Here is a 21095-nt window from a genome sequence, read left to right on the forward strand (position 1 = left end):
ATGCAAGTTTCTAAAGAAGGGGAAAAGTTTTTAATCGATACGAAAGTGTATTTAATTACGAAGGGAATTAAAGAAGAAGATGTAGATGCTTTTCTAGAGGATGCAGAGCTACATTTAATAGAAGGTGAGAAAAAAGGAAAGACGGTAAGTGATATATTTGGTGATTCGCCAAAAGAATATGCAGAAGAATTAGCGAAAGAGATGGAGAAGGATAAAGGCGGGAGTATAAAGAGTATTCTTGCGATGATAATTGGTATTGGCGGGTATTGGATATTAACTCATATTTTATTTAATAATCCAAATCAGCAATTTACACTAACGAATATACAGTTAATTGGCTATCCTATCGTCTTAATCATTACGATTATTGGAACCATTGTTGCGTTTAGAATGTCTTCTTTTAAAAATAAATTTGTAGAGTTCGGGATTATTTACATAATAGTAATGGTTCCCATTTTATTATTAGTATTATTGATGTTTGTTGATAAATGGTACGGTACACCTATTTTGCAATTGTCGACAATGCAAACATATATATTAGCAGCAAGTATCTTTTTATTACTTTTCGTTGGAGAAGTGTATGTCCTTGGTTGGATGGGTGTTTTGGTGCTAATTGTTCCTTTAGCGATTATGTTTATATTTAAAGGATTAGAAGAAAAAAATGTATTTTGGGGAATTGCAAAGATATTACTTATGTATGGAAGTATATATGGGTTAATGAGATGGTCTTTAAAAATTGAAGAGAGAAAAAGTGTAAACTAGTAGTTTGGAAGGAGGGAATGCGATGCTTTCTCATGAGTCACGAACTTTTTTGGAAAACACAGGAGCCTATTTAAGAGTAAAAGGAATAAGTGAGAAGGATATTAAATTCTTTTTAGAAGATGTAGAACTACATTTAATAGAAGGTGAGAAGAAGGGAAAGACGGTAAGTGATATATTTGGTCATGCTCCAAAAGAATATGCTAATCAACTTGCGGAAGAGATGGATATAGATAGAAAAGGTAATTATAAATTATTACTTTACTTTATTGTAAATTTATTGGCTTTCACGATGATGAAGAGCGTATTCTTTAGTGCAGCCGACCGTCGTTTGTCTTATTCTTTAATTGAGTTAATTGGCTATCCGATTATGATTTTTGTAGGAATTATTGTATTAATATGGGGGATGAGAACGGCATCATTTAAGCGTAAAAGAACTGAATTTTTAATTATGTATATAAGTGGTGCGATATGGTTTTTATTAATTTTTAGTATTGCATTATTAAATAAGTTTTATGGTACAACATTTATTAAGTTTACTAGTACAGAAAGCTTCATTCTTGTTGGTATAGTAGTTCTTTTAGCGGCTGTTACAAATATTAAATTTGGTGGTTGGTTTACTTTGTCGTATTTACTAGTTCCAATTGTATTAGAATATGTATTTGTAATGATAGATGTATCGAGTATTATTGGAATGTATGTACAACAAATAATCCTTTTCATTGTTATTTATATGCTTTTAAAAATTCATATAAAATTAGAAAAAAAAGAAGTATACGAATAAACAAGAGGGGTAGTTATTTATATGTATATGAGGGATTTGATTTCTAGGATCAACTATACTGTTTTCATGAAAAAAATACATGATGACTATTTTAATATTTTATTAGGGGATAAGTCTGAATGTATCTTTTTAAATTAATAGAAAAGTGGCTGCTCTGGATATACAAAAAATTATTTCCAAAGAAATACTATATTTTGATTTTTAGAGGGATTCGTTTTAGGTGTATAGTGTATCCTTTGCAGCCGGTATATCGTTTGTTAATTGGAATAAATTGTTGTAAACAGTAACAAGATCGTTACTGTTTTTTTCTTTGTAATAAAGAACTTTGTAAGGAGAGTTCCTTTTGTTCGTTTGTTAATAAGGAATGAATATGGACGTTTTCAGGACGAGGTACGATAGGATACATAAGATTTGTTGGAGAAGGGTGGTGCTCCGATCCAGTTGGAGAATGAGGATCTGCATGAGTAAGTTTTCCATGAATTCGTCTTGTAAATAAAATATGACCAATTTCGTGAGCGAGGGTGTATATATTTTTCATTGGAGCAGCTGAGTTTGTTAAAACGATGTAACCAGTAAGTTGCTGTTGTTTCGCTAGAGAGTAAGCGCAAGCGATTACTGCGGTTTCTTTGAAATAATCACTACCAATATAACAAATATAAAGGTCGCATTCAGGAGCTTCGTTAACACAAGTTTGAAAAAAGGATGATAATTTTTCCTGACTTTGAATGGAGTTTTTATAACTAATTTCCCGATTAGAAAAACGGAAAAGCTCGTTTAGTACAATTACTTCTTTAATTTGAAATGTAATGGGATGCCAAATTGATTCTGCAACTGCTAAATCTTTTGCAATACGGTCGTCAGAAATATCGGCGCCTGGAGTAATGCAAACACATATATTAACGTATGAATCCATAAGGAACACCTCAAATGAACAAATTCTTCCTATAATATATGTGGGAAAAGATTCTATGTATGGATAAACGCCTTGTTTATCGCACGAATATATATAATACAAGTCGAAAAAATTTCATAGTTCTATAACGTAGTATGGTCTGCTTTTTGATATAGTAAAGAAAAGGGGGAGAATATATGTATACATTAAAAATCGTTTCAGACAGAGAAGCTCTTTATCAATTTGCGAGCTATGTAAGAGTTGTGCAAGGGGTTGAAGATGTATATGTAGAGGTGGGAGAACCTTTATATGAACATCCATTAATGAAGTTTTATGTACATATTACAATTGAAGAAACATATGATCAGCATAAAGCATTGCAAGAAATAGCTAGGTTAGTAGAATTAGGGCGTTTTACATATGTCCATTATCATAATGAGGAAATTGAAGAAGCTTTTGAAGTTGTAAAATACGAAAGCTTTAAGAAATAAAGTGAAACTTTAATCAGTGGGGGTTTTGTTCATCGCCCACTGATTATCAGCCCTCACCAATCGGGCTTTTATGGGCAGCCCGATCCCCACCTAACTTCTTTACTTTCGCTGAATTTTGAGGTAGGGGTCTTACCGCCCGCAAATAACAGGATAACGGTAAAAAAAGGAAGTGGAAGCTTCCTTTTTTATTGAAAATTACAGCAACAAAAGAAAGAGAATTTTGTTATGATAAGGAAGGGTGAGGAAAGGGGAGTTTACATATTGGGGTATATTGAAGAGTTACGCAAAGTAGTTGGTACGAGACCACTTATTTTAGTAGGATCAGCAATTATTATATTAAATGATAATCAAGAAGTATTGCTTCAATATCGTTCAGATACATATGATTGGGGCGTACCTGGTGGGGCAATGGAACTGGGAGAAACGACAGAAGAAACTGCTCGTAGAGAATTATTCGAGGAGACGGGACTAAACGCGAAAATTATGCAATTTCTTGGCGTTCTTTCAGGAAAGGAAGTTTATTTCCGTTATCCAAATGGAGATGAAATTTTTAATGTGATTCATCTGTATCAGGCACATCATGTAAGCGGAGAATTAAAGCTCGATCATGAAGGGTTACAACTTCAATATTTTCCAGTAGATAAGTTACCAAAATTGAATGAAACGACAGAGAAGATATTACAAAAATTCTTATGCGCATTGACAGAATAGAAGGTTAATTCCTTCTATTTTTATTATATTAAATATTTTGATTTTTTGGTATGTTTATAGTATGATAATTTTAGACATACAACTTATGGGATTTCACCTAAAAACTTACTAGGGTACATAAGAGAGGGGCAAGTACAAAATGCATAATGTTGTCATTACAGCTGCAGTTCGTTCACCTATTGGAACTTTCGGAGGAGCACTAAAAAATATAACACCAGTAGAATTAGCTGTTCCTGTACTTCAGGAAGCTGTAAAAAGAGGCGGAGTAGAGCCACATGAAGTTGATGAAGTAATTTTAGGTCATTGTATTCAAAGAACTGATGAAGCAAATACAGCAAGAACAGCTGCATTAGCGGCAGGATTTCCTGACACAGTTACTGGTTATACAATTCAACGTCAATGTTCTTCAGGTATGCAAGCAATTATGTCTGCTGCAATGCAAATCCAATTAGGTGTAAGTGATATTGTTGTTGCAGGTGGAGTAGAAGCAATGAGCTCGAGCCCTTATGCATTAAAACAACACCGCTGGGGACAACGTCTACAGCACGGAGAAATTCGTGATACGGTGTGGGAAGTTTTAGAAGATCCGATTCACCATATTATGATGGGTGAAACAGCGGAAAATTTAGTTGAACAATATGAAATTACAAGAGAGGAACAAGATGAAGTTGCGCTTCGTAGTCATACATTAGCGCTGCAAGCGATGGAGTCTGGATACTTTGACGACCAAATTGTTCCTATTACAATAAAAGAACGTAGAAAAGAAGTTGTATTTGCAAAGGATGAACATCCACGTGCAGATATTACAGCTGAAAAATTAGCAGGATTAAAACCAGCTTTCCGTAAAGATGGATCAGTAACTGCAGGGAATTCATCTGGTCTTAATGACGGAAGTGCCGTTTTAGTATTAATGAGTGAAGAAAAGGCGAAAGAAAAAGGCTTACAACCGTTAGCTCGAATTGTTGGATATTCAGTAGCAGGTGTAGATCCGAAAATTATGGGTATTGGACCAGCACCAGCAATTCGCAAAGGGTTAGAAAAAGTAGATTGGTCATTAGAAGATGCAGATTTACTTGAAATTAATGAAGCTTTCGCTGCACAATACCTAGCTGTAGAGAAAGAGTTAGGGTTAGACCGTGAGAAAGTGAATGTAAACGGTAGTGGTGTAGGACTTGGACATCCAATCGGTTGTACAGGAGCTCGTATTACGGTAAGTTTAATTCACGAATTAAAACGACGTGGATTAGAAAAAGGTATTGCCTCTCTATGCGTTGGAGGCGGTATTGGAGTAGCTTTATTTATAGAAGCATTATAAAAAAGAGGCAGCGATTGCTGCCTCTTTTTTTATGACTCAAATAAGTGATGAAATAATCGATCGCGATTTTCAAAGAAAAGTTTCGTCGTTTGGTAATGCTCCGTTTCTTCTAATGTCGATTCGTGAATCCCTTCTTGAGTTAAAGAGTATATAGTAGATTCAGGATAAGCCATTAAAATGGGAGAATGCGTTGCGATAACAAATTGTGAACCTTGTTCAGCTAGTTCGTGCATGCGAATGAGCATTGAAAGTTGTCTCATTGGGGATAAAGCTGCCTCAGGCTCATCTAAAATGTATAAACCTTGTCCTGAAAAACGATTCATAAATAATGAGAAGAAGGATTCGCCGTGTGATTGTTCGTGAAGTGAAACGCCGCCATAAGATTTTATAGCATCTATTTCATCGATATAAGAAGCAACGTTATAAAATGATTCAGCGCGAAGAAAGAAACCGTCTTTTGGTGTATTGAAACTTTTTGAAATTCGAATGTATTCATGTAAAGACGAATGTGAATCGTACGTGTTGAAACGGAAGTTCTTCGTTCCACCTTCTGCATTAAAACCTAAAGCAACTGCAATCGCTTCGAGTAATGTTGATTTACCCGTTCCGTTTTCTCCAATGATGAATGTTACATTCGGATGGAAAAGGAGTGATTGTAATGTTCGTATAGCCGGTAAGCAGTATGGATATGCGGAAAAGCTAGGGATATTTTCTTTTTGTAATGAGACGCTTTTTAAAAAGGGTGTTTCAATCAATATATAAACCTCAATTCATAACGGATTTTGTTTCTAAAAAAGCAGCGAATACAAGTGTAATACAACTTGCTAGTAATATTGTATATTGAAGTGCGCCAAAACCAAGCCCTTCCCAGCTGAAAGTCATTCTCTTCCATATGAAAATGAAAAGAACGCTCATAAAGCCAAAGAGAGCAGGCATATATTTTATAATTTTCAAGTGCTTCCATAGAAAGAAGCCGATGTATGTACTTAAAAACAAGGTAGACAGAACAAGAAAAAATACAAGTGTTAACGACACGTGAACTCCTCCTATTTTCTGAATATTTTATGTGGATTATAACATTTAAACTATCATATTCCAATGTGAAAATAAATATTGCATAGAGATTGTTCATATCGTTATGATAATATGTATTCTATTGGAAATATGAAAAGGAGTTAAAATATGCCGTTTACATTTGCACATCCAGCAGCTGTTCTCCCTTTTGCTAAGAAACATTCTAGTTATATTTCGGTGACGGCTCTTATATTGGGTAGTATGGCACCTGATTTTGAATATTTTTTATATTTTAGGCCATACGGTATTATTGGCCATACATGGGCTGGTTTCTTCTATTTGAATTTACCACTCGTTTTTTTATTAGCATATGCATATCATCGTATTTTAAAAGGACCGTTTATAACACATTTACCTAAGCCTTTTGCTAATTACTATAAATATGTAGTAGATGCGAAGTGGGGGCTATATACTTGGAAGGACTTTTTTGTATTTTGCTATTCTGCTTTATTCGGTATGGTGACGCATGTCGTTTGGGATGCTTTTACTCATAAGACAGGCTATTTTGTTATGAAAATACCGCTGTTACAGCAAGAAGTATATAGTATTCCGATTTATAAATTTTTACAGCATGGGAGTACGTGTTTTGGTCTACTATTACTAATATATGTACTATGGAAATATAGGAGGGAAACTGATCAAGATACTAGTTTAACTTCGGAAAAAAAGAAATATTGGGCTTCATCTATCGTTGTGGCGATTATTATATTTATCGTTCACGCGTTATTAGACCCCTATTTTCATATTTTCTAAATAGGAGGTATAATAGTATCTGGACTGACAAGTTTGTTTTGTGGACTTCTTATTGTTTCTATAGTTTACAAATCAAGGGACTAATTTATATTAATGAATGATAGTGTTAGGAGAAATTAAATGATGAAAGCATGGAAAAGTATTTTTGTTTTATGCAGTTTTCTTCTTATGTTAAGTGGTTGCTTCCAGCAAGAAGAAAAGAAGGCAGAACCTAAAAAGAAAGAATCTATTCCAGAAACAAAAGAGTATGGTGGGCGTGAGCTTAAAAAAGTAGGACAAAAAGTGAAAGAAAAAGGGTGGGGGACATTTGAATTAGAACAGATTCATTCTGTGAATCAGACATTTGAAGTAGCCCCAATGAAAATTCACGTACAAGACGTTAAAGTTATCTCATTATCACAAATGAGCAAAGAGGCAAAAAATACATTGAAAGTGTATACTGCATTAACTCCTGAAGAAGTAAAGCGTAGATTGGGAGATAAAGTGAGTCAAGAAGATGCTGAATTATATGCATCGTTAAGTGGAACAGAGATTAGCGATACGATTCGGTATGTTGAAATTACATATAAGGTAGAGAATAGTGGAGATAAGAACATGCAATTTTTCTCTATGAATGATGTTGCTATAAATGACAAACAACATTTTAATGTAGCGACTCAAAACTTTTTATATGATGAAGATACGCTCGTTGGTACAAAGAGTGTTTCAAGGGAAGATTATAGGCCTGGTGAGACACGAGAAGGAATTATCGGTTTAATACTTGATGATGGAAAAGAAAAAGTAAAGGATATTAAGTTTACGACAGATGATTTAGCAGCAGGAGACACAAATGAAGCTGTTAAAGAACCGCAAACTTTTAATATTTCACTCTCTAAATAAAGTGTCTTTATAATAATTTAAGCAAAAACAGTCAGCATAAAAAGTTATGCTGACTGTTTTTTTAGCTCTTTCACATATGAATCTACACTTTGAAAAGGCACTGTAATTTTAAAAGCATCTTTTTGCTCGTTAAATTGTTTTTCATTATAAGGACCAAATCGTTTATTATGCTTTACATCGATGATCCAATAATGTTCACTTTTTTTATTTGTAATTGCTGCGTCAGGATTATTTGGATCTGATTTTTCCTCAATTTGCTTTGTGATAATGTATTTATCGTCCCAAGCAATTTCTGTAATTTTTGCAGGGATGTATTGTGTAGCATATACAGCATCCTGCGATGGGAAAAGTTCAAATGCATCTCCAGAAGTATGTATGAGTTCATATTCATCGTTAATTGTATAGGTCAAATGGTTTGTATTGCCTGTACAACCTGTTAATAAGAGTGCGGCAAATAGGATTATCCATCTTTTCAATATGGGAACCTCCTTTACAGTGCTGTTGTAACACATTGTACAAGAAAAGTAAGCGAAACGCCAGTTTACAATGTTTTTTAGAAGTGGTACGATGAGACGGGTAAAGAAGGATATGAAGGAGTCGACACAAAATGAAGTTAAAGATGCATCGTCCAGCGCTTGTAATGAATCGCATAGGTGCTTCCCTTATTGACATGTTTTTAATCTCGGTTACGTACGGTGCAGTAGTAGCTATTATTACCGGAAACTATAGTGCTATTTTCAATCGTTTTAATATAAGTTTAGGTGACTATAGATATGACCTTACACTTGTTTTCGTATTAATGGCTATAAATTTTATTGTGTTACCTTTTCTTTGGAACGGTTCTACACTTGGTAAAAAGGTAACAAGAACAAAAATAATCTCGTTAACAAGTGAAAAACTAACGTTACAAACATTAATAATACGATTTTTGGTATTATTATTACCAAGCATATTATTACTTGGAGTTCCATTAATATGCAATGTATATATGATGTTATTCCGCAAAGATAATTGTGGCTTCCATGATTTAATTGCAAAGACGAAAGTGATGAGTCTTGTATAATTAATATTTAGATTATACGTGCTACTAATGAAATAAGACTTTTTATCATTTGTATATAAAAAGTCTTATTTTTAATTTCGTGAAAAATTTCATCATTATCTTTTTTTTGGAAAATTAGATAAATGGAATTGATATAGGGCGGATATTTCCTATATAATACCCTCCATATTATTGATGGATGTTTAAAGAAGCTGTAGCTAATTCAAACATCCTATTTTCGTTTTAAATAGATTGAAAATTAAGAGAATGGTATAATGGATATAAATAATATCGTTATATAACAAAGGGGGATTTAGAATGACTGGAGGTAGCTTAATATTTTGGGGGATTCTTATTTTTATTGGTTTAACCTTCGATCAATATAATAGTAAGAAAAAAAAAGAAACAGAAAAGTAATCGCTTACAAGTTGTAGAGTAAACTTTTCCTGCTTGCGGACTAATATAATAAAAGAGTATACTGAATGACGGTAAGACTTATAGAAGGGGTAATGAAAATGAAGCTTGCAGGGAAAGTTGCTATCGTAACTGGCGGTGGCATCGGTATTGGACGTAATACAGCTCTTTTGTTGGCTAAACAAGGCGCAAAAGTAATTGTGACGGACATTGATCAAGAAAGTGGACAAGCAACAGTGGAGGAAATTACGAATCTAGGCGGAGAAGCACTTTTTGTATCCTATGATATGGGAAAGCAAGGAGATTGGCAACGCGTTATCAGTATTACTTTGAATGCATTTAGTCGCATTGATATGCTTTTTCAAAATGCTGGTTTATATAAAATAGATTCTATTTTTTCTCGCCAACAAGAGAACGATTCCAATGTACTTTGTATTAATGACGTTTGGATAGAGATAAAACAATTAACGTCATCTTTTATGAAACAGCAAGAAGAAGTGGTGCTGAGTGACTTACCGATTTTCGGTATTATTGGCACGAAAGGACAATCATTTCATACAGTAGAAGCCCTCGTATAATAATGAAAACCGCCCTCAAAATATGTGGACGGTTTTTTTGTGTGTATTTTCAGCCATTCTAATTTCTTATCGTATAAGTAGCAACTATACAGAATACAAGTGATTTCGTACCCACTATTTTTTTGTTTTAATTTGGCACGGGGTAGGAAGAGGATCTGACCGTTTCTATGCATGGCTAGGTTCTCTTTTCTACCTAAAAAAGAAAGTGTTGTATTTGCATGTATACTTAGCGAATACGTTGTTCAGTTTGACTATCAAAGAAATGCGCTTTATTCATATCAAATGCTAGTTTAATTTGATCTCCAGGTGAAAATGCATGTCTTGCATCAACACGTGCTGCAAAATCTTGATCTCCAAGTTTCATATATAAAATGGATTCAGCCCCTAACAACTCTGCAACTTCAATTTTCGTTGTGAAAGTAGTAGATTGTGAAGCTTCTAAAAATAATAGTTCATCATGAATATCTTCTGGACGAATACCTAAAACAATTTCTTTATTTACATAGCCTTGTTCGCGTAATAACTTCATTTTTCCTTCAGATACTTTAAACTTTAGTGAACTGTCTATAACGAAATCGGTTTCAGTTAATTTTCCACGGAAGAAATTCATTGCGGGTGAACCGATAAAACCACCAACGAAAATATTTTCAGGTGTTTCATATACTTCTTTTGGAGTTCCAATTTGTTGGATTTTGCCGTCTTTCATAACAACAAGGCGTGAAGCCATTGTCATTGCCTCAGTTTGATCATGTGTTACATAAATTGTCGTTGTGCCAAGGCGGTGGTGTAATTTGGAAATTTCTGATCGCATTGCAACACGTAGTTTAGCGTCTAAGTTTGATAATGGTTCATCCATTAAGAAGACTTTTGCGTCTCGAACAATTGCTCTACCTAATGCAACACGTTGACGTTGTCCACCTGATAAAGCTTTCGGTTTTCTATCTAAATATTGTTCAAGCCCTAAAATTTGAGCTGCATGTTTCACTCGACGGTCGATTTCATCTTTTGGTATTTTTCGAAGTTTTAATCCAAATGCCATATTATCATACACACTCATATGTGGATAAAGAGCGTAGTTTTGGAAGACCATTGCGATATCTCGATCTTTTGGAGGAACATCGTTCATTAGCTTACCATCAATTGAAAATTCTCCTTTTGAAATATCTTCAAGCCCAGCTACCATTCGTAGTGTTGTAGATTTTCCGCAGCCAGAAGGACCAACGAATACGATAAATTCTTTATCTTGAATGTGTAAATTAAAATCTGTTACGGCTGTTACGTTATTATCATATATTTTATAAATATTTTCTAATTTAAGTTCTGCCATGATATTTCCCCCTAGAAAGTTTATGCAAACGTTTTCTTTGAATTTATTATAAACGAATAGATTCAAAAAAGAAATAAAAACACTATAAAAAAATAAAACGTTTTCATTATTCCTATGAATATATAATAAGTTCCACATGTTTTATTAGAAAAAGAAAATAAATATTGTAAGCGCTATTTTAAATTTGGATAGAATCTGTTATCATTCAGTAATGAAAACGTTTGCGCCTTAAAAAAAGAAAAAAGAATCAATAGTATAGATGAAATGGGGTAGCATAATGGAAAAACAATGGTGGAAAGAAAGTGTAGTATATCAAATTTATCCTCGTAGTTTTATGGATAGTAACGGTGATGGTATAGGTGATCTTCGTGGTATTCTTGCGAAGCTAGATTACTTAAAAGAATTAGGTATTGATGTAATTTGGTTATCACCAGTCTATGAATCTCCAAACGATGATAATGGTTACGATATAAGTGATTATTGTAAAATTATGAATGAGTTCGGAACAATGGAAGATTGGGATGAACTATTACATGAAATGCATAAACGTAATATGAAACTTATGATGGACTTAGTTGTTAATCATACTTCAGATGAACATAATTGGTTTATTGAATCATGTAAATCGAAAGATAATAAATATAGAGACTATTATATATGGCGTCCTGGAAATGAAGGGAAAGAGCCGAATAACTGGGGAGCAGCATTTAGTGGCTCTGCATGGCAATATGATGAAATGACAGATGAATATTATTTGCATCTGTTTTCTAAAAAACAGCCAGATTTAAACTGGGATAATGAAAAGGTAAGACAAGATGTTTATGACATGATGAAGTTTTGGTTAGAAAAAGGAATTGATGGGTTCCGTATGGATGTTATTAATTTTATTTCTAAAGAAGATGGCCTACCATCTGTTGAAACGGATGAAGAAGGATATGTTTCAGGGCATAAACATTTTATGAACGGTCCGAATATTCATAAGTATTTGCATGAAATGAATGAAGACGTATTGTCTCAGTATGACATTATGACGGTTGGGGAAATGCCTGGTGTAACGACAGAAGAGGCTAAATTGTATACAGGGGAAGCTAGAAAAGAACTGCAAATGGTATTCCAATTTGAACATATGGATTTAGATTCCGGAGAAGGCGGGAAATGGGATGTAAAACCATGCTCACTTCTTACTTTGAAACAAAATTTAACAAAGTGGCAAAAAGCATTAGAACAAACAGGATGGAATAGCCTTTATTGGAATAACCATGACCAGCCTCGCGTTGTATCTCGTTTTGGTAATGATGGAGCTTATCATACTGAATCAGCGAAAATGTTAGCGACAGTACTTCATATGATGAAAGGGACACCATATATTTATCAAGGAGAAGAAATCGGAATGACCAATGTTCGGTTTGAATCAATTGATGAATACCGAGATATTGAAACACTAAATATGTATAAAGAAAAAGTTATAGAGCGCGGCGAAGATATAGATAAAGTGATGCAGTCTATATATATAAAGGGCCGAGATAATGCTAGAACTCCGATGCAGTGGGATGATAGAGAACATGCTGGATTCACAACGGGTGAGCCTTGGATTGCGGTAAATCCTAACTACAAAGAGATTAATGTGAAACAGGCGATCCAAGACGAAGAATCAATTTTTTATTACTATAAAAAATTGATTGAGTTACGTAAAAACAATGAAATAGTTGTGTATGGAACATATGATTTAATACTAGAAAATAACCCTTCTATTTTTGCTTATGTAAGAACATATGGAGAAGAAAAGCTTCTGGTGATTGCAAACTTTACTGCAGAGGAATGTGTATTTGAATTGCCTGAGGACATTATTTATAGTGAAGCAGAGTTATTAATACACAATTATGATGTAGAAAATGTATTGATAGAAAACATTACATTACGACCGTATGAAGCAATGGTATTTAAATTGAAATAAGAAAAGCCTTATGCCACCCTGGCATAAGGCTTTTACTATTACCATTTTAAAATAGAGAATCCATACGGTGGAAGTGTAACTTGTAATACACTTGCTTCCGCTGAAAATTCTTCGTTTGTATAAATGTTAATTATTTTCTTCCTGGTAATATGAAGAGGGAGTGAAGTTGTAACTTCACTGTTAGTAGGATTTAAAACGAAAAAGATAGTTTCATCTTCATATGTTTTTGTATAAGAAATATAATTATGTTCATCATTTGCCTCAATGAATTGAAAAATACCGTTTCCTCCAAATGCTTTATGTTGTTTCCGTAATGAAATTAATGTTTGTATATGTGTAAATAAAAGAGTATCCTGTTCTTTTTCATCCCATATCATGCATTTGCGACAGCCAGGGTCCATTCCACCATCCATACCGATTTCATCGCCGTAATAAATACAAGGAGAACCGATGAAAGAAAGGTGAAATACATAGAGTAACTTTAACTTATTTTTATCCCCATTACATGTTGCTAAAATTCTAGGTGTGTCATGACTGTCTAATAAATGAAATGCTGCTTCATTTACATTCATAGAGTAGGAATGTAGAGAATCTGTAATTTGTTTCATAAATTCACTTGAATTAATGGACTCGTTAGCAAAGTAAGAAAGTAGAGCGTTTGTAACCGGATAGCTCATTACAGCATCAAATTGATCACCTTGTAGCCATGGGAGTGCATCGTGCCAAATTTCGCCTAAAATATATACTTCAGGATTCAATGCTTTTATTTCACTTCGGAATTCTCTCCAAAAACTGTGATCGACTTCATTTGCTACATCAAGGCGCCAACCATCTATATGGAATTCCCTTACCCAATAACGACCTACTTCAAGTAAATATTCTTTTACATCTGGATGTGCCGTATTTAATTTAGGCATATATGGTGTAAATGCGAAAGTATCATAGTTAGGAAGTGGCTCGGTTATAATTGGAAATTCATGAATATGGAACCAATCTTTATAGGCGGAATTTTCACCTTGTTCCAGCACGTCTTGAAATTTATCAAAGAAGTACCCGCTATGATTAAAAACAGCGTCGAGCATTACTTTTATACCATGTTTATGACACGCCTGAACGAGTTCTTTGAAAGTTTCTTTCGTCCCAAATTGTGGGTCGATTTCCATGTAATCAATTGTGTCATATTTATGATTCGAATGAGCTTTGAAAATAGGAGTGAAATATATTCCGGAAATTCCAAGCTTCACAAGGTAATCAAGGTTTTGAATAATACCAGCAAAATCTCCGCCGAAAAAATTAGTTGGAGTTGGTTCGGTACTTCCCCAAGGGAGGGTGTTTGCCGGATTTAATGTGTTATCCCCGTTAGCGAATCGTTCCGGGAAAATTTGATACCATACTGTGTCTTTAATCCAGGATGGTGCTCTGAAAACGTCTTTTGCATGAATGAATGGAAAGCAGAAAAAGTTACCGACATCGTCATTTGGAATGTTAGAAAAAAATCCTCTTTCTGTATAAATAAGAGTGTCTACGTCGTTTTTTAATTCGAATCCATATCGTAAGCGTTTAAATTTCGGCTCGATTGAAACCGACCAATAATCAAATAAATCAGTAGATCCGGTTTTTTTCATAGGTGTACTCGCAGTAATCCATTTCCCATCTTGCCATTCATACGGATCACCGTAGATGAGGGCGGCGCTGTGAACATCATCTCTTTTTGTGTGTATTCGGATGTGAATTATTTTTTCGTTGTAAGCGTATGCATAATTATCTTTTGGCCTATGATAGATCGCTTCTTTAAGCATATAGAAAATCCCCCTTTAATATCTCTCTATATATTGTTACCTAAAATGAAATAATAAAGATTATGTTGCAAACGATTTCCTTTAACATAACTTTAATATTGCTTATAAGAGTAGTATTCATTTTATGTAAAGTCAATGAATAAAGAGTATGAGGAGATTATTTTGAAAATTAATATTTGCAAAATGAATAAAAGAATGTATAATGATAGACAAATAGCGCAAACGTTTTCATAGATTGAGATATTGTTTGCGCTTCTATTAAACCATTCAATGCAAACGTTTTCAACTTCTGGAGTACATAGACAATTTAGGGAGGTTTTTTGGGATGAAGAAAGCATTATCACTATTAACGATTTCAGCATTGTCAATCGGTATGTTATCTGCATGTGGACCGAAAGATTCAGGGAAAAAAGAAGCAAGTAAAGAGAAGAAAGATTATGATCTTCTCGTTTGGGAAGATGATAAAAAAGGTGTTGGTTTAGAACCAGCAGTGAAAAGCTTTGAGGAAAAATATAAAGTAAAAGTAAAAGTTGTTGAAATGCAAATGACAGATCAAGTGAAAAAGTTACGTCTTGATGGACCAGCGGGGACGGGACCAGATGTTGTAACATTGCCACACGATCAAATCGGAAATGCAGTAACAGAAGGCTTACTTTCTGAAGTAAAAGCAGATGATGCTGTGAAGAGTAAATTTACTGACTTATCAATAAAGGCACAAACATACAACGGGAAATTATATGGTTTACCAAAAGCAATTGAAACACCAATTTTTATTTACAATAAAAAATTAATGCAAAAAGCTCCAGAAACGATGGACGAGCTATTTAACTTCTCAAAAGACTTTACGAAGGATGGCAAGTACGGATTTTTAACATTAGGAGATAACTTCTACTTTGCTAACGCGTTTATGGCAGGTATGGGCGGATATGTATTTGGTGAGAAAGACGGAAAGCCAAATGCAAGTGATGTTGGATTAAATAATAGCGGAGCAGTACAAGGGGCTGAATATCTTCAAAAATGGTACAAAGAAAAGTTATTCCCGAAAGGTATTATCGGTGAGTCTGGTGGCCCTGCTGCTGATGGATTATTCAATGAAGGAAAAGCAGCATCTATTATGAACGGACCGTGGGCGTTCCAAGCGATGGAAAAGAACGGAATTGATTATGGTGTTGCTCCAATGCCAAAATTACCAAATGGTCAACCGATGAAAACATTTGTTGGGGTAAAAGGATGGCATGTAACAAGCTTCTCTAAACAAAATGATTTAGCTACAAAATTCACTGAGTGGGTAACAAATGAAGAAAACGCAAAAATTAGATTTGAGAAGACAAAAGAGATTCCTCCAGTAAAATCAGTAATGGAAGATCCAATTATTAAAGATAATGAAGCTGCAAAAGCAGTTGCAACTCAATCAGAAAATGGAATTCCAATGCCGAATATTCCAGAAATGCAAGAAGTATGGAAACCAGCTGGAGACGCGCTTCAGTTAGTTGTTACAGATAAAGAGGCACCAAAATCCGCTCTTGATAGTGCAGTGAAACAAATTAAAGGAAATATTGAGGCAAATCATAGTAATAAAAAATAAGGTGAAATTCGTGCCTCTACTATAAGAGGCACGAATTCTCTCCCAGAAAAAAGGGGGAAGGAACATGCAAACATCTATGGAACCAGCAAACGGCTTAAAAGGTTCAAAACATAGGAAAATGGCAACCATGTTATCAATCATTCCAGGCATAGGCCAAATGTATAATAAACAATTTGTAAAAGGCCTTATTTTTCTAGTATTAACAGGTTCATTTATTGTAGCATTTGCTGATTTATTAAATATGGGATTATGGGGAATTGTAACACTCGGTACAGAAGTTCCACGTGACCATTCTGTCTTTCTATTAGTAGAAGGAATTTTGGCACTTATCGTCATAGTGTTTGGACTAGGAATATATGGATTTAACTTATATGATGCATACCAAAATGGGAAGAAACGTGATATAGGAACACCATTAAACTCAGTAAAAGAGCAATACCGTAACTTATTAGATCAAGGTTTTCCATATTTAATGGTTTCACCAGGATTTCTATTACTTATCTTTGTAGTTGTATTTCCAATCATTTTTGTAATTTTAATTGGATTTACGAATTATGACTTATATCACTCTCCTCCAGCTAAATTAGTAGATTGGGTGGGCTTTAAAAACTTTATTGATATTTTCACATTACCAATGTGGAGAGAGACATTTTTAAGTGTATTTTCTTGGACTGTCATTTGGACATTTGTTGCAACAACATTACAAGTTGCACTAGGTATTTTCTTAGCAATTATCGTAAATCAGCCTGGTATTAAAGGTAAGGCAATTATTCGAACAATCTTCATTTTACCGTGGGCTGTTCCAGCATTCGTATCTATTCTTGTCTTCTCGGGTATGTTTAATGAAACATTTGGAGCAATTAATAATCAAGTATTAGCTTTATTCGGGATTGAAAAGATTGCTTGGATGACAGATCCGTTTTGGGCGAAGATTGCTTTAATTATGATCCAAACGTGGCTCGGTTTCCCATTCGTCTTTGCAATGACAACAGGTATATTGCAATCGATTCCAGGAGAATTATATGAAGCTGCTACAGTAGATGGAGCAACTGCTTGGCAACAGTTCCGCAAAATTACATTGCCACTTGTTTTATACGCAACAGCACCAATTTTAATTACACAATATACGTTTAACTTTAATAACTTTAGTATCATTTATCTATTTAACGGCGGAGGTCCTGCTGTAGCGGGGCAAGATGCAGGTGGAACGGATATTTTAATTTCATGGATTTATAAGTTAACGATGACTTCAGCGCAGTACGGAAAAGCAGCAGCTCTTACAATGATTTTATCGTTAATCGTTATTACAGTTGCGTTATGGCAATTTAAGAGAACAAAATCATTCCAAGAAGAGGATATGATGTAAATGAATATTAAACGACAAAAGATGTTACGTCTTTCATTAAGTTATTTGGTTATCTTCATAATGTGTGCGATTATTTTCTATCCATTACTATGGATTATTGGTTCATCGTTTAATCCAGGAGATAGTTTGTCTGGTTCTAGCATTATTCCAAAAAATGCTACGTTAGATCATTATCGTAAGCTACTTGATCTTGATTCAAGTAATTACTTACTTTGGTATAAAAATACGTTAAAAGTTAGTGTTATGACGATGATTTTTTCGGTGTTAGCAATTAGCTTTACTGCTTATGCATTTTCGAGATATCGTTTTGTCGGAAGAAAAAATGGTTTATTAACATTTTTAATTCTACAAATGATTCCGAACTTTGCAGCGTTAATCGCACTATATGTATTAGCGCAGTTAACAGGATTAATTGATACACATCTTGCATTAATTTTAATTTATGTAGGTGGAGCAATTCCAATGAATACTTGGCTTATGAAAGGGTATTTTGATACGATTCCGAAAGAGTTGGATGAGTCAGCCCGCATGGATGGAGCAGGACACTTCCGTATTTTTTGGCAAATCATTATGCCGCTTGCAAAGCCAATCGTAGCGGTTGTAGCATTATTCACTTTCATCGGTCCATTTACAGATTTCATTTTAGCAAGTATTATTTTACGCACGCCGGAAAATTACACTTTAGCAGTTGGATTATATGAAATGGTAGCGAAAAAATTTGGTAATGAATTTACGACGTTTGCAGCGGGTTCAGTATTAATTGCAATCCCGATTTCGATTTTATTCTTATCACTACAAAAATACTTTATTTCTGGTTTAACAGCTGGAGGTACGAAAGGATGAGAAATGGGACATTATGTCCCATTTTTCTTTTCATCTCTCTATAAAAAAATTATAGAGAGATGAAAAGAGATTTGACATCGCATATGAAAAGAAGTGAAATAAATAGTATATTATAGTATAGGAAAAAAGAGCTATATCCCTTACAATACATGGAGAGGGAGAATATGATAAGTTTTGCAAGATAGAATAAATAAATGACAGTTTATGACTTCTCCTATGACTTGCAACGGGTGCAAGATAAAATATATGAAAATGGCAGAGAAGTGAAAGGAGGGGATTTTTATGACAGTTACAATTAAAGATGTGGCGAAGAAGGCGAACGTAGCACCATCAACTGTTTCTCGTGTAATTGCTGATAATCCAAGTATAAGTGAAAAGACAAAGCGCCGTGTTCGAAAAGTAATGAGTGAATTAGGGTATCATCCAAATTTAAATGCAAGAAACCTTGCGAACCAAACGACGAAGACACTTGGTCTTGTTATGCCGAGTTCTGCAAGTAAAGCTTTTCAAAATCCGTTTTTCCCAGAAGTTATAAGAGGAATTAGTTCATTTGCACATGTGGAAGGGTATGCGCTTTATATGTCGACTGGTGAAACGGAAGATGAAATTTTTAATGGTGTTGTAAAAATGGTACAAGGGCGTCAAATCGGTGGTATTATTCTTTTATATTCAAGAGAGAACGATCGGATTATTCAATACTTGCATGACCAAAACTTCCCGTTTGTTTTAATTGGAAAACCATATGATCGAAAAGATGAAATTACATATGTAGATAATGACAATTATACAGCTGCAAGAGAAGTAGCGGAATATTTGATTTCATTAGGCCATAAACAAATCGCATTCATCGGCGGTGGATCAGATTTACTTGTAACGAGAGATCGTTTGGCGGGGATGAGTGATGCTTTGAAACTAGCAGATATTCTATTGCCGAAAGAGTATATTTTACACTTTGATTTTTCAAGAGAGAGTGGTCAACAGGCTGTTGAGGAATTAATGGGACTAAAGCAACCACCGACGGCAATTATGGCAACGGATGATTTAATTGGACTTGGCGTGTTAAGTGCGCTTTCTAAAAAAGGATTTGTTGTACCGAAAGATGTTTCGATTGTAAGCTTTAACAATGCTTTATTATCAGAAATTGCTAGTCCACCACTTTCGACAGTTGATGTGAATATTTATCAATTAGGGTATGAAGCGGCAAAAGCTTTAGTTGATAAGGTGGAGCATTCTGAATCTACTTCAAAATGCATTATTATTCCGCATAAATTATTGAAGCGTCAAACTTGTGATCATTATGCAACAAAAAGCTAAGAGTTTAACTCTTAGCTTTTTTCTTTAGAAAGGCTTCTAAACGGTCACAGCCTTCTTTTAAAGTTTCGATACTGTAAGCATAGGAAAGGCGAAGGTAGCCTTCACCGTATTCGGAAAATGCGGTTCCAGGAACAACGGCTAGCCCAGCTTCTTTTACAAGATCAAGTGCAAAATCAAATGATGAAGATGTTAAATGTCCAACATATGGGAATAAATAAAATGCACCTGTTGGCTTCTCAACCGTTAAACCCATTTGAATGAGTCTATTATACACGTAATCACGGCGTTTTTTGTATTGATAGCGCATCATCTTCGGGGCATCTTTAGCAGCTGTTAAAGCTTCGATTGCAGCATACTGAGCGATTGAAGTAGCACATGTAACATTGTATTGATGAACTTTTAATATGTGTTTTGCTAAATATTCTGGAGCAAATAAAAGTCCGATACGCCAGCCGGTCATAGAATGTGATTTGGATAAGCCGTTAATGACAATCGTCTTATCACGCATTTCTGGGAAATGAGCGATAGATGTGTGTTTTTCTTCATATACAAGTTCACTATAAATTTCATCAGAAAGAACGAAAATATTTTTATCTTTTAAGATAGATACAATATCTTCTAATTCTTCTTTTGATAAGGTAACACCAGTTGGATTAGAAGGATACGGTAAAACGACGCATCTTGTTCGTTCTGTAATTGCATGTTGCAATGCTTCAGCTGTTAAACGAAATCCTGTTTCGCGAACATCTATAAAAATAGGAGTTGCACCACATAGTCGAATAATCGGCTCGTAACCAGGGTAAATAGGAGCAGGTAAAATTACTTCCGTTCCTGGTTCTAATATAGTTCGGAATGCAACATCGATCGCTTCACTAGCACCGATTGTAACAATGGTTTCGTTTTCAGGTGAATAATGTAAATTGTAGTTGTCCTTTACAAAGTTACAAGCTGCCTTGCGTAATTCTAGTAAACCAGCGTTATGTGTATAGCTTGTATAATTTTCTGTAATGGCCCGTTTAGCTGCTTCTTTTACTAGAGAAGGTGTAGGGAAATCGGGTTGCCCAATTGTTAAAGAGATAAGATTATCATAGTTTTGAATCATATTAGAGAACTGACGGATTCCAGAAATTTGGATGTCCTTCACTCTAGGATTAATGAATTGTTCCATTGTATCTCCCTTTCTTCCGTTTGAAAATTAAGTCCATTTTATCATAT

General features: G+C 34.5%; 21 protein-coding genes and 2 pseudogenes. 16 read left to right on the forward strand and 7 right to left on the reverse strand.

Going from position 1 to position 21095, the window contains the following annotated elements:
- From MR155_RS02565 to MR155_RS02575, 3 genes and pseudogenes are all read left to right on the forward strand, one after another.
- On the forward strand, nucleotides 1–762 hold the full coding sequence (locus MR155_RS02565; protein WP_219303461.1) for a DUF1129 domain-containing protein: 762 nt from the start codon (nucleotides 1–3) through the stop codon (nucleotides 760–762).
- Between the two features lie 22 nt (nucleotides 763–784).
- Nucleotides 785–1543 carry a DUF1129 domain-containing protein gene (locus MR155_RS02570; RefSeq protein WP_242307825.1) on the forward strand — a complete coding sequence of 253 codons (759 nt, stop codon included), beginning with the start codon at nucleotides 785–787 and terminating at the stop codon, nucleotides 1541–1543.
- A 21-nt stretch (nucleotides 1544–1564) separates the two neighbouring features.
- Nucleotides 1565–1823, forward strand: a pseudogene (locus MR155_RS02575) (DNA-binding protein).
- 15 nt (nucleotides 1824–1838) lie between these two features.
- Here the strand turns inward: MR155_RS02575 and MR155_RS02580 are convergent.
- Nucleotides 1839–2456, reverse strand: coding sequence for an ImmA/IrrE family metallo-endopeptidase (locus MR155_RS02580; RefSeq protein ID WP_113937160.1), 618 nt, complete (start codon nucleotides 2454–2456; stop codon nucleotides 1839–1841).
- A 176-nt stretch (nucleotides 2457–2632) separates the two neighbouring features.
- Between MR155_RS02580 and MR155_RS02585 the strand changes: the two genes are divergently transcribed.
- From MR155_RS02585 to MR155_RS02595, 3 genes are all read left to right on the forward strand, one after another.
- Complete coding sequence (locus MR155_RS02585) at nucleotides 2633–2926, forward strand: DUF3928 family protein (protein WP_002088390.1); 294 nt, start codon at nucleotides 2633–2635, stop codon at nucleotides 2924–2926.
- Between the two features lie 261 nt (nucleotides 2927–3187).
- Entirely contained in the window at nucleotides 3188–3637 is a 450-nt protein-coding gene (locus tag MR155_RS02590; protein WP_242307828.1) for an NUDIX hydrolase, read from the forward strand.
- Nucleotides 3638–3776: 139 nt separating this feature from the next.
- The gene (locus tag MR155_RS02595; protein ID WP_002128911.1) at nucleotides 3777–4952 is read left to right on the forward strand and encodes an acetyl-CoA C-acetyltransferase; all 1176 of its coding nucleotides are present in this window, start codon (nucleotides 3777–3779) and stop codon (nucleotides 4950–4952) included.
- Nucleotides 4953–4981: 29 nt separating this feature from the next.
- Here MR155_RS02595 and MR155_RS02600 read toward each other — a convergent pair whose 3' ends face one another.
- Nucleotides 4982–5707: an AAA family ATPase gene (locus MR155_RS02600; RefSeq protein WP_002190550.1), complete on the reverse strand. Its 726-nt coding sequence runs from the start codon at nucleotides 5705–5707 to the stop codon at nucleotides 4982–4984.
- Between the two features lie 10 nt (nucleotides 5708–5717).
- Nucleotides 5718–5987, reverse strand: a complete 270-nt coding sequence (locus MR155_RS02605; RefSeq protein ID WP_242246960.1) for a hypothetical protein — start codon at nucleotides 5985–5987, stop codon at nucleotides 5718–5720.
- A 147-nt stretch (nucleotides 5988–6134) separates the two neighbouring features.
- On the opposite strand from MR155_RS02605, the pseudogene MR155_RS02610 reads away from it, so the two are divergent.
- Both MR155_RS02610 and MR155_RS02615 read left to right on the forward strand, forming a co-directional pair.
- A pseudogene (locus tag MR155_RS02610) lies at nucleotides 6135–6863 on the forward strand (DUF4184 family protein).
- A gap of 36 nt (nucleotides 6864–6899) precedes the next feature.
- On the forward strand, nucleotides 6900–7658 hold the full coding sequence (locus tag MR155_RS02615; RefSeq protein ID WP_002066932.1) for a hypothetical protein: 759 nt from the start codon (nucleotides 6900–6902) through the stop codon (nucleotides 7656–7658).
- 44 nt (nucleotides 7659–7702) lie between these two features.
- Here MR155_RS02615 and MR155_RS02620 read toward each other — a convergent pair whose 3' ends face one another.
- A complete protein-coding gene (locus tag MR155_RS02620; protein WP_002033805.1) occupies nucleotides 7703–8134 on the reverse strand; it encodes a DUF3997 domain-containing protein in 432 nt (143 codons plus the stop codon).
- A 131-nt stretch (nucleotides 8135–8265) separates the two neighbouring features.
- Between MR155_RS02620 and MR155_RS02625 the strand changes: the two genes are divergently transcribed.
- The 3 genes from MR155_RS02625 to MR155_RS02635 all read left to right on the forward strand — a co-directional run bounded on the left by MR155_RS02625 (nucleotide 8266) and on the right by MR155_RS02635 (nucleotide 9692).
- The gene (locus MR155_RS02625) at nucleotides 8266–8721 is read left to right on the forward strand and encodes an RDD family protein (RefSeq protein ID WP_002014800.1); all 456 of its coding nucleotides are present in this window, start codon (nucleotides 8266–8268) and stop codon (nucleotides 8719–8721) included.
- Between the two features lie 297 nt (nucleotides 8722–9018).
- Nucleotides 9019–9117: a hypothetical protein gene (locus MR155_RS02630; protein ID WP_002142992.1), complete on the forward strand. Its 99-nt coding sequence runs from the start codon at nucleotides 9019–9021 to the stop codon at nucleotides 9115–9117.
- Between the two features lie 65 nt (nucleotides 9118–9182).
- Nucleotides 9183–9692: an SDR family NAD(P)-dependent oxidoreductase gene (locus MR155_RS02635; protein WP_000218424.1), complete on the forward strand. Its 510-nt coding sequence runs from the start codon at nucleotides 9183–9185 to the stop codon at nucleotides 9690–9692.
- 226 nt (nucleotides 9693–9918) lie between these two features.
- Here the strand turns inward: MR155_RS02635 and MR155_RS02640 are convergent, their stop codons facing one another.
- Nucleotides 9919–11019, reverse strand: a complete 1101-nt coding sequence (locus tag MR155_RS02640) for an ABC transporter ATP-binding protein (RefSeq protein WP_113937162.1) — start codon at nucleotides 11017–11019, stop codon at nucleotides 9919–9921.
- Nucleotides 11020–11296: 277 nt separating this feature from the next.
- Here MR155_RS02640 and malL point away from each other — a divergent pair, with 277 nt between their 5' ends.
- Nucleotides 11297–12973 carry an oligo-1,6-glucosidase gene (gene malL, locus MR155_RS02645; RefSeq protein WP_242307831.1) on the forward strand — a complete coding sequence of 559 codons (1677 nt, stop codon included), beginning with the start codon at nucleotides 11297–11299 and terminating at the stop codon, nucleotides 12971–12973.
- A gap of 38 nt (nucleotides 12974–13011) precedes the next feature.
- On the opposite strand, the gene MR155_RS02650 is transcribed toward malL, so the two are convergent.
- Nucleotides 13012–14772 carry an alpha-glycosidase gene (locus MR155_RS02650; RefSeq protein ID WP_242307832.1) on the reverse strand — a complete coding sequence of 587 codons (1761 nt, stop codon included), beginning with the start codon at nucleotides 14770–14772 and terminating at the stop codon, nucleotides 13012–13014.
- A 325-nt stretch (nucleotides 14773–15097) separates the two neighbouring features.
- Here MR155_RS02650 and MR155_RS02655 point away from each other — a divergent pair, with 325 nt between their 5' ends.
- From MR155_RS02655 to malR, 4 genes are all read left to right on the forward strand, one after another.
- The gene (locus tag MR155_RS02655; protein WP_242307834.1) at nucleotides 15098–16357 is read left to right on the forward strand and encodes an extracellular solute-binding protein; all 1260 of its coding nucleotides are present in this window, start codon (nucleotides 15098–15100) and stop codon (nucleotides 16355–16357) included.
- Nucleotides 16358–16421: 64 nt separating this feature from the next.
- The gene (gene malC, locus MR155_RS02660) at nucleotides 16422–17723 is read left to right on the forward strand and encodes a maltosaccharide ABC transporter permease MalC (RefSeq protein WP_113937166.1); all 1302 of its coding nucleotides are present in this window, start codon (nucleotides 16422–16424) and stop codon (nucleotides 17721–17723) included.
- Nucleotides 17724–18566 (forward strand): maltosaccharide ABC transporter permease MalD, encoded by an 843-nt coding sequence (gene malD, locus MR155_RS02665; RefSeq protein WP_002088365.1) that lies wholly within the window; start codon nucleotides 17724–17726, stop codon nucleotides 18564–18566. It abuts the gene before it with no gap.
- 282 nt (nucleotides 18567–18848) lie between these two features.
- Nucleotides 18849–19880, forward strand: a complete 1032-nt coding sequence (malR, locus tag MR155_RS02670; RefSeq protein ID WP_002014809.1) for a maltose operon transcriptional repressor MalR — start codon at nucleotides 18849–18851, stop codon at nucleotides 19878–19880.
- A gap of 4 nt (nucleotides 19881–19884) precedes the next feature.
- Here the strand turns inward: malR and MR155_RS02675 are convergent, their stop codons facing one another.
- On the reverse strand, nucleotides 19885–21048 hold the full coding sequence (locus MR155_RS02675) for an aminotransferase A (RefSeq protein ID WP_219303456.1): 1164 nt from the start codon (nucleotides 21046–21048) through the stop codon (nucleotides 19885–19887).
- Nucleotides 21049–21095 lie beyond the last annotated feature (47 nt).

It is taken from the genome of Bacillus cereus group sp. BfR-BA-01331 (genome assembly GCF_022663915.1).
Lineage (GTDB): Bacteria > Bacillota > Bacilli > Bacillales > Bacillaceae_G > Bacillus_A > Bacillus_A mycoides.